Raw genomic sequence first — 14,041 nt, 5'->3', positions numbered from 1 at the left:
TGCCTGAAGGGGGGCAATCGATGAAACGCAAACCGGATTTACTGTGGATTTTGGTTATTTTGTTCGGTTTGGGCGTGGTTACAACGGGTTATGCGCAAAGCCTCTGGTCAACTTCGACCGACACCTCGATGGAACTGGCGCAGCAACAGGTACAACCTTTCAAGCGCTAGACACTTCCAGTCAATTTGACAGAGACGCCCTGGCAGTCAGTGGGCTACGTACCACTGCTTGTCCGAGACCGTACCCTGTAGCGGCACATCCCAACTGGCCTGGGCCAGACTCTCTACTTTCTGACATTCGTGGGCCAGCCCTAACAGTGTCGGCTTGCGCCAGCTTTGGCGACGGGCCAGATAGGCCAGGCTGCGGTCATAAAAGCCGCCGCCCATGCCCAGTCGTCCCCCGGCTTGATCAAACCCCACCAGCGGCAACAGCACCAGGTCCAGTGCCCAGACCTTGCGCTGGCGTGCGCGGTTGATTCGGGGTTCGAGAATTCGAAAGCGATTGGGGATCAGTTTTTCACCGGGTGCAACGCGCTGAAACACCATCTTGGTTCGTGGCCATGCGCTGAGCACGGGCAGGTAAGTAATCTTGCCCCGACGCTGTGCTTCACGCAGCAGCAGGCGCGGATCGATTTCACCGTCAGTGGGAAGGTACAGCGAGATATGTCTGGCGCGGCGAAACAGCGGGTGTTGCGCCAGTTGCCGGTACAGGCCGCGGGCAGCCTGGCGTTGCTCGCAGGGCGAAAGTTCGCGGCGGGCTTTGCGCAGCAGTCGTCGAAGTTGCGGGCGTGTCGCAGGTTCGGTCATGGTGCTGTTCAAGATCGAGTTCACCGGACGGTTGGCTCGTGAAAGGCAATGCCAGCTCATGGCCGGCATTGCGCTGGAAATCAGGCTCCCCGACGTACCGCTGTCGGCTTGGCCCTTGAACCCGAAAGTTCAAGGTGGAAGTTGCAGTAGACCTTAAGGCTTTCCGTCGAGCGGACATGCACACCGGTCCAACGTGCAAGCTCCAGGGTAGTGCGAATCGGCTCAGGGACATCGCTAACTGGCGAATACTCCAGGGAGTGGCGCGAGTATACCCCAAAGAAACCTTTTGAATCAGCTCTGACGTTCGTTCGGATCAGTGGCGAGCACCAGATCGACGCGCTCCAGCAGGTCGCGCACCTGTTCGCGAGTTGAGCCGTTGGGCTGAACTTCGGCGATTTCCTGTCTGTGCAACAGATCGTGGGTGATATTCAGGGCGGCCATTACGGCGATACGGTCGGCGCCAATAACTTTGCCGCTGCTGCGGATTTCCCGCATTTTGCCATCCAGATAGCGGGCGGCACTCACCAGATTGGTGCGTTCTTCCTGGGGGCACATGATCGAATATTCTTTATCGAGGATGTGCACGGTGACGCTGCTGCTAGTACTCATGAGTCTTGCTCCAGGGCTTTGAGGCGCGAAATCATCGATTCCACCTTGTGTCGGGCGATTTCGTTTTTTTCAATGAGGTGCGCGCGTTCCTCGCGCCAAGTTTTTTCCTGAGCTACTAAGAGTCCGTTTTGACGGTTAAGTTGCTCGACGCGGCTGATCAGCAGCTCGAGCCTGGCCATCAGTGCATGCAGGTCGGTGTCTTCCATTGTGTCCTACTGTGTATTTTCTGATGGATGGTAACCGTCAAACGAGTTGACGCCTCGATGGTCTGGCACGTCTGCCGATGCTAGGATACAAGGCCTCCATTCTAGACATAGCGCCGCTTGGCGCCTAGCTGACCATGCCTATTCAGAATTCCCCGTATCAAGCCTTTGCCACCCTGCTGACCTCCAGCGGCCATAATGTTTCGCCTGCAGAACTGCACGGCCTGTTGTTGGGTCGCAGCGCTGCTGGCGCCGGCTTTGACCACGACGGCTGGCTGGCGGATGCCAAAGAGCTGTTCCAAAGCGAAAATGAAATCAGTGACAACGTACGCAATGCCCTGATCGGTTTGCAAGAAATGGTTAAAGGCGAACTGACCGGCGACGACATGACCGTCGTGTTGCTGTTGCCTACCGATGATGCGCCGCTGACTGAACGCGCCATCGCCCTGGGTGAGTGGTGTCAGGGTTTCCTGGCCGGTTTCGGCCTGAACTACCGTGACAATGCCTTGAGTCTTGAAGGTAAAGAAGTGCTGAACGATCTGGCGGCCATTTCCCAGGTGCAAGATGCCCTGGAAGAATCCGAAGACGGCGAAAGCGACTACATGGAAGTGATGGAATACCTGCGCGTCGCGCCGCTGTTGCTGTTCACTGAAACCAAAAAAACTGCTGAGCCTGCGGCTGCCAAGCCTTCGCTGCACTGATTGATCGTCAAGAGGGAACCCGTCTGCCCATGATCCATATCCCGAAATCGGAATACACACGTCGCCGCAAGGCGCTCATGGCGCAGATGGAGCCCAACAGCATTGCGATTCTTCCTGCTGCGCCAGTGGCAATTCGTAATCGCGATGTCGAACATGTTTACCGCCAGGAGAGCAATTTCCAGTATCTGAGCGGCTTTCCAGAGCCCCAGGCGGTGATTGTCCTGATTCCGGGCCGGGCCCACGGTGAATACGTACTGTTTTGCCGCGAGCGCAATGCCGAGCGTGAGCTGTGGGACGGCTTGCGGGCCGGGCAAGAAGGCGCGATCCGCGACTTCGGCGCAGACGATGCGTTTCCCATCACTGACATTGACGACATCCTGCCGGGGCTGATTGAAGGTCGTGACCGGGTGTATTCGGCGATGGGCAGCAACCCCGATTTTGATCGCAACCTGATGGAGTGGATCAACACGATCCGCTCCAAGGCGAACCTCGGTGCTCAGCCGCCCAACGAATTCGTTGCTCTGGATCATCTGCTGCATGACATGCGCCTGTATAAATCGGCGGCAGAGATCAAGGTCATGCGCCATGCGGCGCAAATCTCGGCTCGCGCCCATGTGCGCGCCATGCAGGCCAGCCGTGCCGGTTTGCATGAGTACAGCCTCGAGGCCGAACTGGATTATGAATTCCGTAAAAGCGGGGCAAAAATGCCAGCCTATGGCTCGATCGTCGCCTCTGGCGATAACAGCTGCATCCTGCACTACCAGGAAAATGACGCCCTGCTCAAGGATGGCGACCTGGTATTGATTGATGCCGGGTGTGAGATCGACTGCTACGCCAGTGATATCAGCCGTACATTCCCGGTCGGCGGCAAGTACTCGCCTGAACAAAAAGCCATATACGAACTGGTGCTGGCGTCCCAGGAAGCCGCGTTTGCCCAGATCGCGCCCGACAAACACTGGAACCAGGCCCACGAAGCCACGGTTCAGGTGATCACGGCGGGGCTGGTCGAACTGGGCCTGTTGCAGGGCGATGTGGATCAACTGATTGCCAGCGAAGCCTATAAACCCTTTTACATGCATCGCGCTGGCCACTGGCTGGGGCTCGATGTGCATGACGTGGGTGAATACAAGGTGGGCGGTGAATGGCGCGTGCTGGAAGTCGGCATGACCCTGACGGTTGAGCCCGGCATCTACATCAGCCCGAATAATCTGAATGTCGCCAAAAAATGGCGCGGCATCGGGGTGCGCATTGAGGACGACGTAGTGGTCACCAAACAGGGCTGTGAGGTCTTGACCGGCGACGTGCCGAAAACCGTCGCGGATATCGAAGCCTTGATGGCTGCAGCACGAGCGGGCGCGGTATGAACCGGGTCAGTCTGGCGATCATCGGTGGCGGACTGGTCGGTGCCAGTCTTGCCTTGGCACTGCAGGCCGGGGCCAAGGCCCGGGGCTGGAAAATCGTATTGATCGAGCCGTTTGCTCCCGGCAACAGTTATCAGCCGAGCTACGATGCCCGCTCGTCGGCGCTTAGTTATGGTGCGCGGCAAATCTACGAGCGGATGGGGCTTTGGCAAGCCATTGCCGAGCGTGCCGAGCCGATCAAGGACATTCACGTGTCCGATCGCGGGCGTTTTTCCACGGCTCGTTTGTCGTCCAGCGAAGAAGGGGTTCCGGCGCTCGGGTATGTGGTCGAAAACACCTGGCTCGGCCAAAGCCTGTGGAAAAGTCTGGACCCGGACGTGATCAGCTGGCGTTGCCCGGCTGAAGTTATCCACATGCAGCCGCTCGAAGATGGCTACCGCTTGACGCTCAATGACGAAACCACGCTCGACTGCGACCTGGCAGTGCTGGCCGATGGCGGTCGCTCGGGCTTGCGCGAGCAGTTGGGGATTCATGTGCGCAAGCGGCCATACGATCAAAGTGCGCTAATTGCCAACATCACCCCGAGCCAGCCCCACGCCGGAATGGCGTTCGAGCGTTTCACCGATGAAGGTCCGATGGCCTTGCTGCCATTGCCCGACAACCGTTGTGCGCTGGTATGGACCCGTCTTGGGATGGATGCCCGGCGCCTGGCAGCACTGGATGAGCGCAGCTTCCTCAGCGAGTTGCAGGCTGTATTCGGCTACCGCCTGGGCACCCTCAAGCAGGTCGGCGCACGGCATTTGTACCCGCTTTCGCTGGTCGAAGCCGAAGAGCAGGTACGCCCGCACCTGACTATTCTGGGCAACGCGGCTCACAGTCTGCACCCGATTGCCGGCCAGGGTTTCAACCTGTCCTTGCGCGATGCGCAGGCATTGGCCGACGCCTTGTTGGCGAGCGAAAAAAAGCCCGGTGATTTTGCCACGCTGCTGAGTTATCAACAGCGGCAAAAACTCGACCAGCAACTGACAATTGGCTTCTCGGACCAGGTAACACGGGTGTTCGGCAGTGAGCAGCCATTGGTATCGCTGGGGCGTAACCTTGGCTTGCTCGGCCTCGATTTGTTGCCGCCGGCCAAACGCTGGTTTGCCCGCCAGGCGATGGGGCTGGGCACCCGCGCCGACAGTTAATAATGACGGCCGGGGCATGCCCCGTGTCGGACCATTTTTCAAGTGCGGCGTATGCCGCTAGCGAGACAGGCTTAAAGCATGGAAATGCGCGCAGATCTGCTGATTGTCGGGGCCGGAATGGTCGGTAGTGCTTTGGCACTGGCGCTCAAGGACAGCGGACTGAAAATTCTGCTGCTCGATGGCAGCCCGCTGGATGTCAAACCGTTCAGCCCGCAGGCCCCGTTCGAACCCAGGGTCAGTGCCTTGTCGGCCGCCAGTCAGCGCATCCTGCAACGCCTGGGAGCCTGGGACGGGATTGCCCGGCGGCGTACCAGTCCGTATTCGCACATGCACGTGTGGGATGGCAGCGGCACGGGGCAGATCCACTTCTCGGCGGCCAGTGTGCATGCCGAGGTGCTGGGCCATATCGTTGAAAACCGGGTGATCCAGGATGCGCTGCTGGAGTGCCTGCAAGCCACGGATATCCAACTGCTGGCCAATGCACGGCTGGAGCAAATGCGTCGTTCCGCTGACGACTGGCTGCTGACCCTGGCCGATGGACGCACCCTGCGGGCACCGGTAGTGATTGCCGCCGACGGTGCCAACTCGGCTGTGCGCCGCCTGACCGGCTGTGAGACCCGTGAGTGGGATTACCAGCATCACGCCATCGTCACCAGCGTGCGGTGCGCAGAACCCCATCAGCAGACCGCCTGGCAGCGTTTTACCGATCACGGGCCACTGGCGTTTTTGCCACTGCAGCGTGATGGCCAGCAGGATTGGTGCTCAATCGTCTGGTCGACCACCCCTGAGCAGGCCGCGCACCTGATGGCGCTGGATGACGACGGATTCTGCCGCGAGCTGGAGCTGGCCTTCGAAGGCCGGCTGGGCAAGGTTGTGAGTGCAGACCCGCGGGTCTGCGTGCCTCTGCGCCAGCGTCACGCCAAGCGTTATGTGGCCGAAGGCCTGGCATTGATCGGCGATGCGGCACACACCATCCACCCCCTGGCCGGGCAGGGGGTGAATCTGGGCTTCCTCGATGCAGCGGTGCTGGCAGATGTGCTGTTGCACGGGGTGGATCGTGGCGAACGGCTGGCGGATGTGCGGGTACTGAGCCGTTTCGAGCGCCGCCGCATGCCGCACAACCTGGCGTTGATGGCGGCGATGGAAGGTTTTGAGCGCCTGTTCCAGTCAGATTCGTTGACCGCCCGCTTGCTGCGTAACAGCGGGTTGAAATGGGTCAATCAAATGCCCGAAGCCAAAGCGCTGTTTGTGCGTCAGGCGCTGGGCCTGACCGGCGACTTGCCGCCGCTGGCCAAAGCCTGAGACCTGCAGAAGGCGTTTCTTGCAACATCTGGTAACGGCTCTAGGGCGAGTTAGGTTGAGATGGCAAATGTGATTCACTACCATTTACGCCCGATTCGCATTAAGAGAGACCGCCCTCCATGTTGGTACCCAAGCGTCTACTGACTGCCCTGGCCCTTACTGTTTTCGGGAGCAGTGCCTTTGCTGCCGATGAAGTGGTGGTCTACTCCTCGCGCATCGACGAGCTGATCAAGCCGGTATTTGACGCCTACACCGCCAAAACCGGGGTCAAGGTCAAGTTCATCACCGACAAGGAAGCGCCGCTGATGCAGCGCATCAAGGCCGAAGGGCAGAACGCTACTGCTGACCTGTTGCTGACTGTGGATGCCGGCAACCTGTGGCAGGCCGAGCAAATGGGCATTTTGCAGCCGCTCAAATCTGACGTGATCGATAAAAATATCCCGCCTCAATACCGCTCTTCCTCCCACGAGTGGACAGGCTTGAGTTTGCGTGCGCGAACCATTGCCTACGCCTCTGACCGGGTCAAACCTGAAGAACTGTCGACTTACGAAGCCCTGGCGGACAAAAAGTGGGAAGGCCGCCTGTGCCTGCGCACCGCCAAGAAGGTTTATAACCAGTCGCTGACCGCCACCATGATCGAAGTGAATGGCCCGCAGAAAACTGAAGAAATCCTCAAGGGCTGGGTGAATAACCTGTCTACCGATGTGTTCTCGGATGACATCGCAGTGCTGGAGGCGATCAACGCCGGGCAGTGCGACGTCGGCATCGTCAACACTTACTACTATGGCCGTCTGCACAAGCAGAAGCCGGATCTGGCGGTGAAACTGTTCTGGCCGAACCAGGCGGACCGCGGCGTTCACGTCAACCTGTCGGGTATTGGCCTGACCAAATACGCTCCGCATCCTGAAGCGGCCAAGGCGTTGGTGGAGTGGATGACCACCCCTGAAGCCCAGGCGATTTTTGCCGGGACCAACCAGGAATTCCCGGCCAACCCGACTGTTGCACCTTCAGCCGAAGTGGCCAGCTGGGGTAACTTCAAGGCCGATGAACTGCCGGTTGAAGTCGCAGGCAAGCGCCAGGCAGAAGCTATCCGCATGATGGATCGTGCTGGCTGGAACTGATAAAAAACTGAAGTTTTACCTGTGGGAGCGGGCTTGCCCGCGATAGCATCAGCGTGGTTTCTGTAGGAGACCGGGCTGAGGCTATCGCCAGCAAGCCCGCTCCCATATTTGTTATCGGTACTTCCAAACAACTTCCGAGAGTTTTTCGTGGCCCATCCTGCCCAACGTCGCTGGTATCCACTGGTTTTTGTCATTGCCGCTCTGGTGCTGTTGCCGCTGAGCGTTCTGCTGTTGTCCTGGCAAAGCATTGACGCACAGATCTGGAGCCACCTGTGGGATACGCAGATGCCGCGCCTGCTGGGCAACACCCTCACCCTGATCGTGGGGGTCGGCATAGGCGTGACGCTGCTGGGCGTGAGCCTGGCGTGGTTAACCAGCCTGTGCGAGTTCCCCGGCAGGCGCTGGCTGGACTGGGCGCTGATGCTGCCGTTCGCGATTCCTGCCTATGTGCTGGCATTTGTTTTTGTCGGCCTGCTGGACTTTGCCGGTCCGGTGCAAACCCTGCTGCGGGAATGGTTCGGCATGGGCCTGCGGCTGCCAAGGGTGCGCTCCACCGGCGGCGTGATTATCGTGCTGATTCTGGTGTTCTACCCCTACGTTTACTTGTTGGCGCGCAGCGCATTTCTCGCTCAGGGCAAAGGCCTGATGGAAGCGGCCCGGGTGTTGGGCCAGAGTCCGTGGCAGGCGTTCTGGCGTGTGGCACTGCCAATGGCACGCCCGGCAATTGGTGCGGGGGTGGCGCTGGCACTGATGGAGACCCTGGCCGATTTCGGCGCCGTGTCGGTGTTCAACTTCGACACCTTTACCACGGCCATCTACAAAACCTGGTACGGCTTTTTCAGCCTGTCCACCGCTGCGCAACTGGCCAGTTTGCTGCTGCTGGTGGTGATGCTCGTGCTCTATGGCGAACGCCGGGCCCGGGGTGCCAGTCGCGCCAGTAACGAGCGGCCCCGGGCCAAGGCCTTGTATCACTTGCGGGGGGCCAAGGCGTGGCTGGCCAGCAGCTGGTGCTTGCTGGTGTTCGCCTGCGCTTTCGTGATCCCGATGCTGCAATTGGTGGTGTGGTTCTGGCAGCGCGGGCGCTTTGATCTTGATGAGCGTTATACCGGCCTGATTCTGCACACCCTGTATCTGGGCGCCATGGCCGCCCTGATCACCGTCAGCGTGGCGCTGGTGCTGGCGTTTGCCCGACGACAGGCGCCCACTCCGGCTATCCGCGCCGGGGTCAGTCTGGCGAACCTGGGCTATGCATTGCCGGGATCGGTGCTGGCGGTATCGATCATGCTGGCTTTCAGCTATCTGGATCGTGAGCTGGTGATCCCGGTATCAGGCTGGCTCGGAGGAGCAGGCAAGCCGCTCTTGCTGGGCAGCCTGTCGGCCTTGCTGCTGGCATATCTGGTGCGCTTTATTGCTGTGGCTTACGGCCCGCTGGAAAACAGCCTGGCGCGCATCCGGCCTTCTTTGCCTGAAGCGGCCCGCAGCCTGGGGGTGAGTGGCCCGCGACTGTTTATCAAAGTGTATCTGCCGTTATTGCTGCCGGGCACCCTGAGTGCTGCGCTGCTGGTATTTGTCGATGTGCTCAAAGAGATGCCTGCTACCTTGCTGATGCGCCCGTTCGGGTGGGACACGCTGGCGGTTCGGATCTTTGAGATGACCAGTGAAGGTGAGTGGGCGCGGGCCTCGTTACCGGCGCTGACGTTGGTGCTGGTCGGTTTATTGCCGGTCATCGGGCTGATCCGTCGCTCGGCACATCGAATCGGTTAGGTGCCAGTCCCTCCCCATGTGGATACAATGCGCGGCATTCGGTGCGGTCTGTCTGTCAGGCCAGGTTCTCTGTTAAACGCATCAAGCCCTCTTTAAGAGGGCTGGGGCCCAAAACAAGCCTGTCCGCACCTTCGCCAAGCCCGGAAGGAGAAACCCATGGGACAGCGTACGCCTCTGTATGACCTGCATCTCGCCCTTGGCGCGAAGATGGTCGATTTTGGCGGTTGGGATATGCCCTTGCATTACGGCTCGCAAGTCGAGGAACACCATGAGGTGCGCCGCGACTGTGGAGTTTTTGATGTCTCGCATATGACCGTGATTGACGTCACCGGTAATCAGGCCAAGGAATGGCTCCAGCATTTATTGGCCAACGATGTCGAACGTCTGAACACGCCCGGCCGTGCTCTTTACAGCGCCATGCTCAATGAGCAGGGCGGTGTGGTCGACGACATGATTGTCTACCTCATGCCCGAGGGCTATCGGCTTATTGTCAACGCCGCTACCCGTGATCAGGATCTGGCCTGGATGGCGGCTCAGGCTCAAGGCTATGCCGTTGAGCTGCACGAGCGTTCCGAACTGGCTTTGCTGGCAATTCAGGGACCTCAGGCCCGGCATAAGGTGGCCGAGCTGGTGAATCAGGCCCGCAGCCAGTTGATCCAGCAACTCAAGCCCTTCGAAGGGCAGAGCTGTGGTGACTGGTTTATCGCGCGCACCGGCTATACCGGCGAAGACGGTCTGGAAATTCTGCTTCCGGCCGATCAGGCCCCGGCTTTCTTTAACGACCTGGTGGGCGCCGGTATCTCGCCTATTGGCCTGGGCGCTCGCGATACCTTGCGTCTTGAAGCCGGCATGAACCTCTACGGACAGGATATTCATCTGTCTGTCTCGCCACTTTCCGCCAACATGGCCTGGACCATCGCGTGGGAACCGTCCTCGCGAAAATTCATTGGCCGCGAAGCGCTGGAGGCCGAAAAGGCCAGCGGAGTGAAGCTCAAACTGGTGGGTCTGGTACTCGAAGAGCGGGGTGTCCTGCGGGCTCATCAGGTGGTTCGTATCGCTGATGTTGGCGAAGGAGAGATAACCAGTGGTAGTTTCTCTCCTACGCTGAGCAAATCGATTGCCTTGGCACGGGTTCCAGTGGCAACGGCCGATCGTGCCGAGGTCGAAATTCGTGGTAAGTGGTATCCGGTTCGCGTGGTTAAACCGACTTTTGTGCGTCTTGGCAAAGCCTTGATCTAATGTTTACTGGCGGGCAAACACGCTGTGTGAGCCGCTGAAATTTCTTCTTGAGGACACTGAATATGAGCGATATCCCTGCTGACCTGCGCTTTGCTGAAAGTCATGAGTGGGCCCGTCTGGAAGCTGATGGTACGGTTACTGTCGGCATCAGCGATCACGCTCAGGAAGCCTTGGGGGATGTGGTGTTTGTTGAGCTGGCCGAAGTCGGCAAAGTGTTTGCCGCCGGTGATACTGCGGGAGTCGTGGAGTCGGTAAAAGCTGCTTCGGATATCTACTCGCCGGTGTCGGGCGAAGTCATTGCCGTTAACGAAGCACTGGCCGATAGCCCTGAGTCGCTGAACAGCGAACCCTACGCCAGCTGGATCTTCAAGCTCAAGCCAAGCAACACCGCGGAACTGGAAAAGCTGCTGGATGCTGCCGGTTACAAAGCCGCAATCGGCGAGTAACCCCGGCCTGTTCCTGTGGGAGCGTCCTTGCTCGCGATCTTTCAGAAGATCAAAAGAGCGCAAGGCAAGCTCGCTCCTGCAGTTGTTCTAAATACTCAAGCGTCTTTCAACACCGCTTTAACCGCCGCTACAGAGCGTTCCACATCGGCCTTGGTCATGGCGGTAAACATCGGTAGCGACACGATCAGCCGGCCCACGCGCTCTGCAATCGGCAACATCCCCTCCTTGAAGCCTTGAGCACGATACAAACTCAGCAAATGAATCGGCGGGTAGTGATAGCCCACGCCGACGCCCAGTGCCTGCATGTCTTTCATGAAGGTGGCACGGGCAGGTTCGCCATCTTTGCGCTCCGCCAGCACCAGCTGGAACAAATGCCAGTTGGTATTGTTGAAGTCAGCCACCGGCAGTTGCGCGCCGTATTCGGCTTCAAAGTCAGGGCCAAAACATTCGAAGTAATGTTTTGCCAATTGCCGGCGATGGGCGGTAATGGCTTCGATATGGGCAAACTGCCCCAGGCCAATGGCCGCTGCAATATCGGTCATGTTGAACTTGCCACCAAGCACGTCGACATCCAGACCGTCGAAACCGGTACGAGTAACCCCTTGCAGGCGATATTTCTCGGCCAGCCGCGCTTCTTCTTCATTGTTCAGCACCAGACACCCGCCTTCGGACGAGGTGATGTTTTTGTTGGCCTGAAAACTGAAAGAAACGAAATCGCCGCGTGCGCCGATGCGTTGCCCGTTCCAGCTGGAGCCCAGAGCCTGGGCGGCATCTTCGACTACGCGCAGGTTGTATTTTTTGGCCAGCGCGTACAACGCGTCCATGTCCACCGGCAAGCCCGACAAATACACCGGAATGATGGCCTTGGTACGCGGGGTGATGGCGGCCTCGACCTGGGCCAGGTCGATATTGCGCGTAACCGGGTCGATATCGGCGAACACCGGTGTGGCGCCCACTTCGAGGATCACATTGGCCGTGGCGACCCATGAAATAGAAGTGGTGATCACTTCATCACCGGCACCGATACCCGCGATGCGCAGAGCGATTTCCATGGTGCAGGTGCCGGAGTTGAAGGTACGCACCGGGCGACCGCCAAAGTACTCGGACAGCTGTGCTTCGAAAGCCTGAACCTTGGGCCCGCTGGTGATCCAGCCTGAGCGCAGCACGTCGCCAACCGCAGCAATGGTGGCTTCATCAATGGTGGGTTTGGAAAACGGCAGGAAAGGCAGTGAGCTCATGGAAGCAATACGTCCGATGTGAGTTTGGGTGGGCAAAGCATACCCATAGCATGGCTCACATCGGGTGAAATTTCTGTCTAGGGGCTGAATGACCAGTCCTGAGCTCCTGGCCCGGGTGCCTGGTCTTCAGGGCCGCCGGGGGCAGCGGCCCAGCAATTCCATGGCAACCAGCGCCAGTGGCTAGAGGCGTTACTCGACAGTCGCGTTTTTCGCCAGGATGGCGTTGGCCAGATCCATGTCACTGACTTTCAGTTGCGGGTTATCGGCACGCACTTGCTGCATGGCGGATTCCAGATAAGGGCCGCGGATCGAACCGTTGCTGGCAACAAAGCTCCCGGCGTCATCCTGGGCGGCGATTACTTTGCGGTCTTTTTTGAAGGTCAGGTAGGTGGAGCCGGTGGTCGCGCCGGAAGACAGCACATTGCGCCAAAAAGTGTCGGCCATTGCAGAACCAACAGGAAGGGATAGCAGGGCGATCGCGGCGACAGCATATTTGAGACGCATGACAGTGACTCCGAATAGGTTAATTACCAACTTTGATTCTAGTTAACGGCCGGGAGTTCCGTAACCTCATGCAGTAACTTCTACGCTTAGCACCGTCCCGTTCTGGGCTGTTACCCGAACCCGGGTGCCGACGTCAGCATCGGGCCCTGTCACCATCCATACCCCGTCACCGACCTTGATTTTACCCCTTCCCCCGACTATCGCCTGTTGAACGACAAAGGTGCGACCGATCAGCTCGTGTCCCCGGCGATTCAGGTCCGGTTGATCGCTACTGGCGATAGCGCCACGCTGGCGTTTCCACCAGTACAGCGCGGTGAGAATCGCCAGTACGCCAAACAGAGGGAACTGCAGGGTCCAGGCCAGGCCCGGTATCAGGAAGGTCACGGTCCCGACGATGATCGCGGCAATGCCTGCCCAAAGCAGATAACCACCGGCGCCGAACACTTCCAGAATCAGCAGCACCGTACCCAGTGCCAGCCAGTCCCAGTAGTTCAGGTTTTGCAGGAACTCCCACATGCCTCAGACCTTTTTGTTATCGAAGGTGGCTTTAACGATTTCGCCGATACCGCCCACCGCGCCGATGACCTGGCTGGCCTCCAGCGGCATGAGGATGACCTTGCTGTTATTGGCAGAGGCCAGCTTGCCCAGGGCATCGATGTATTTTTGCGCGACGAAGTAGTTGATCGCCTGCACGTTGCCATTGGCAATGGCTTCGGACACTACCTGGGTCGCCCGGGCTTCGGCTTCGGCCTGGCGCTCCCGGGCTTCGGACTCGAGAAAAGCCGCCTGGCGGCCGCCTTCAGCTTCGAGGATCTGCGCCTGCTTTTTACCTTCGGCGGTTAAAATTGCCGAGGCCCGAAGGCCTTCAGCCTCAAGGATTTGCGCACGCTTGATGCGCTCGGCTTTCATCTGGCCGGACATGGCGGCCATCAGGTCTGCGGGCGGGCTGATGTCCTTGATCTCGATACGGGTGATCTTGATCCCCCATGGCGCCGTGGCTTCATCAACAGTGCGCAGCAGTTTTTCATTGATGCCGTCCCGCTGGCTGAGCATGGCATCCAGCTCCATGGAGCCGAGCACCGTGCGGATGTTGGTTTGCAGCAGGTTACGGATGGCATGCTCGAGGTTATTGACCTCATATGCCGCCTGGGCCGTGTTGACCACCTGGAAAAAACACACGGCATCGATTTGTACGGTGGCGTTGTCGGCAGTTATGACTTCCTGAGGCGGGATATCCAGCACGCTTTCCATCACGTTGATCTTGCGTCCGATGCGATCCATGACCGGAATGATGATATTCAGGCCCGGTTTCAGGGTGTTGGTGTAGCGGCCGAAGCGTTCTACTGTCCACTGATAACCTTGGGGCACGACCTTGAACCCCATGAAAAGCACGGCGATAGCCAAGGCGACAAATAACAGGACCACTGTACCCACTTGCATGACAATTCCTTGTTCGAGGTGTAAGGGGAAAGAACCGACCTGATTGTATGCACTCAACGGCCAAGGCTCGTGAGCTCACTCCTGCATGTAAACGGTGCAACTGTTTAGATTTTAGTCAAA

General features: G+C 58.9%; 16 protein-coding genes and 1 other RNA gene. 9 read left to right on the top strand and 8 right to left on the bottom strand.

Features of this window, described 5'->3' with window-relative positions:
- Positions 1-20 precede the first annotated feature (20 nt).
- The gene (locus FEZ21_RS02765) at positions 21-170 is read left to right on the top strand and encodes a hypothetical protein (RefSeq protein WP_003438323.1); all 150 of its coding nucleotides are present in this window, start codon (positions 21-23) and stop codon (positions 168-170) included.
- A 36-nt stretch (positions 171-206) separates the two neighbouring features.
- Here FEZ21_RS02765 and FEZ21_RS02760 read toward each other — a convergent pair whose 3' ends face one another.
- The 4 genes from FEZ21_RS02760 to FEZ21_RS02745 form a co-directional block, all read right to left on the bottom strand.
- On the bottom strand, positions 207-806 hold the full coding sequence (locus FEZ21_RS02760; protein WP_010656874.1) for a 5-formyltetrahydrofolate cyclo-ligase: 600 nt from the start codon (positions 804-806) through the stop codon (positions 207-209).
- A gap of 82 nt (positions 807-888) precedes the next feature.
- A non-coding RNA gene (ssrS, locus tag FEZ21_RS02755) (6S RNA) lies at positions 889-1,066 on the bottom strand.
- Positions 1,067-1,097: 31 nt separating this feature from the next.
- Positions 1,098-1,415, bottom strand: coding sequence for a cell division protein ZapA (locus tag FEZ21_RS02750; RefSeq protein WP_003438329.1), 318 nt, complete (start codon positions 1,413-1,415; stop codon positions 1,098-1,100).
- Entirely contained in the window at positions 1,412-1,621 is a 210-nt protein-coding gene (locus tag FEZ21_RS02745; protein ID WP_003438332.1) for a TIGR02449 family protein, read from the bottom strand. The genes FEZ21_RS02750 and FEZ21_RS02745 overlap by 4 nt, the downstream gene beginning before the upstream one ends.
- 134 nt (positions 1,622-1,755) lie before the next feature.
- Here FEZ21_RS02745 and FEZ21_RS02740 point away from each other — a divergent pair, with 134 nt between their 5' ends.
- The 8 genes from FEZ21_RS02740 (at position 1,756) to gcvH (ending at position 10,739) form a co-directional block, all read left to right on the top strand.
- Complete coding sequence (locus tag FEZ21_RS02740) at positions 1,756-2,319, top strand: YecA family protein (protein ID WP_003438334.1); 564 nt, start codon at positions 1,756-1,758, stop codon at positions 2,317-2,319.
- Between the two features lie 29 nt (positions 2,320-2,348).
- Positions 2,349-3,683: a Xaa-Pro aminopeptidase gene (pepP, locus tag FEZ21_RS02735; protein ID WP_003438337.1), complete on the top strand. Its 1,335-nt coding sequence runs from the start codon at positions 2,349-2,351 to the stop codon at positions 3,681-3,683.
- Entirely contained in the window at positions 3,680-4,867 is a 1,188-nt protein-coding gene (gene ubiH / locus FEZ21_RS02730; protein WP_160626401.1) for a 2-octaprenyl-6-methoxyphenyl hydroxylase, read from the top strand. The genes pepP and ubiH overlap by 4 nt, the downstream gene beginning before the upstream one ends.
- An 84-nt stretch (positions 4,868-4,951) precedes the next feature.
- Positions 4,952-6,169 (top strand): 2-octaprenyl-3-methyl-6-methoxy-1,4-benzoquinol hydroxylase, encoded by a 1,218-nt coding sequence (locus FEZ21_RS02725; RefSeq protein ID WP_178092360.1) that lies wholly within the window; start codon positions 4,952-4,954, stop codon positions 6,167-6,169.
- A gap of 119 nt (positions 6,170-6,288) precedes the next feature.
- Positions 6,289-7,290, top strand: a complete 1,002-nt coding sequence (locus FEZ21_RS02720; protein WP_010656871.1) for an extracellular solute-binding protein — start codon at positions 6,289-6,291, stop codon at positions 7,288-7,290.
- Between the two features lie 147 nt (positions 7,291-7,437).
- Entirely contained in the window at positions 7,438-9,054 is a 1,617-nt protein-coding gene (locus tag FEZ21_RS02715) for an iron ABC transporter permease (RefSeq protein ID WP_003438348.1), read from the top strand.
- A 156-nt stretch (positions 9,055-9,210) separates the two neighbouring features.
- Entirely contained in the window at positions 9,211-10,293 is a 1,083-nt protein-coding gene (gene gcvT, locus FEZ21_RS02710) for a glycine cleavage system aminomethyltransferase GcvT (RefSeq protein WP_010656869.1), read from the top strand.
- 62 nt (positions 10,294-10,355) lie between these two features.
- Complete coding sequence (gene gcvH / locus FEZ21_RS02705) at positions 10,356-10,739, top strand: glycine cleavage system protein GcvH (RefSeq protein WP_003438354.1); 384 nt, start codon at positions 10,356-10,358, stop codon at positions 10,737-10,739.
- 95 nt (positions 10,740-10,834) lie between these two features.
- Here gcvH and FEZ21_RS02700 read toward each other — a convergent pair whose 3' ends face one another.
- The 4 genes from FEZ21_RS02700 to FEZ21_RS02685 all read right to left on the bottom strand — a co-directional run bounded on the left by FEZ21_RS02700 (position 10,835) and on the right by FEZ21_RS02685 (position 13,921).
- Positions 10,835-11,977, bottom strand: coding sequence for a DegT/DnrJ/EryC1/StrS aminotransferase family protein (locus tag FEZ21_RS02700; protein WP_127195663.1), 1,143 nt, complete (start codon positions 11,975-11,977; stop codon positions 10,835-10,837).
- 189 nt (positions 11,978-12,166) lie between these two features.
- Positions 12,167-12,481 (bottom strand): DUF2388 domain-containing protein, encoded by a 315-nt coding sequence (locus FEZ21_RS02695; RefSeq protein ID WP_003438359.1) that lies wholly within the window; start codon positions 12,479-12,481, stop codon positions 12,167-12,169.
- 66 nt (positions 12,482-12,547) lie between these two features.
- On the bottom strand, positions 12,548-12,997 hold the full coding sequence (locus tag FEZ21_RS02690) for an NfeD family protein (RefSeq protein WP_160626397.1): 450 nt from the start codon (positions 12,995-12,997) through the stop codon (positions 12,548-12,550).
- A 3-nt stretch (positions 12,998-13,000) separates the two neighbouring features.
- Positions 13,001-13,921: an SPFH domain-containing protein gene (locus tag FEZ21_RS02685; RefSeq protein ID WP_003438363.1), complete on the bottom strand. Its 921-nt coding sequence runs from the start codon at positions 13,919-13,921 to the stop codon at positions 13,001-13,003.
- Positions 13,922-14,041: the final 120 nt, after the last annotated feature.

This window comes from Pseudomonas sp. 9.1(2019) (assembly GCF_009910445.1).
Classification (GTDB): domain Bacteria; phylum Pseudomonadota; class Gammaproteobacteria; order Pseudomonadales; family Pseudomonadaceae; genus Aquipseudomonas; species Aquipseudomonas paraversuta.
Note: the sequence above shows the minus strand (reverse complement) of the source record. Positions and strands in the feature narration are given on the sequence as shown.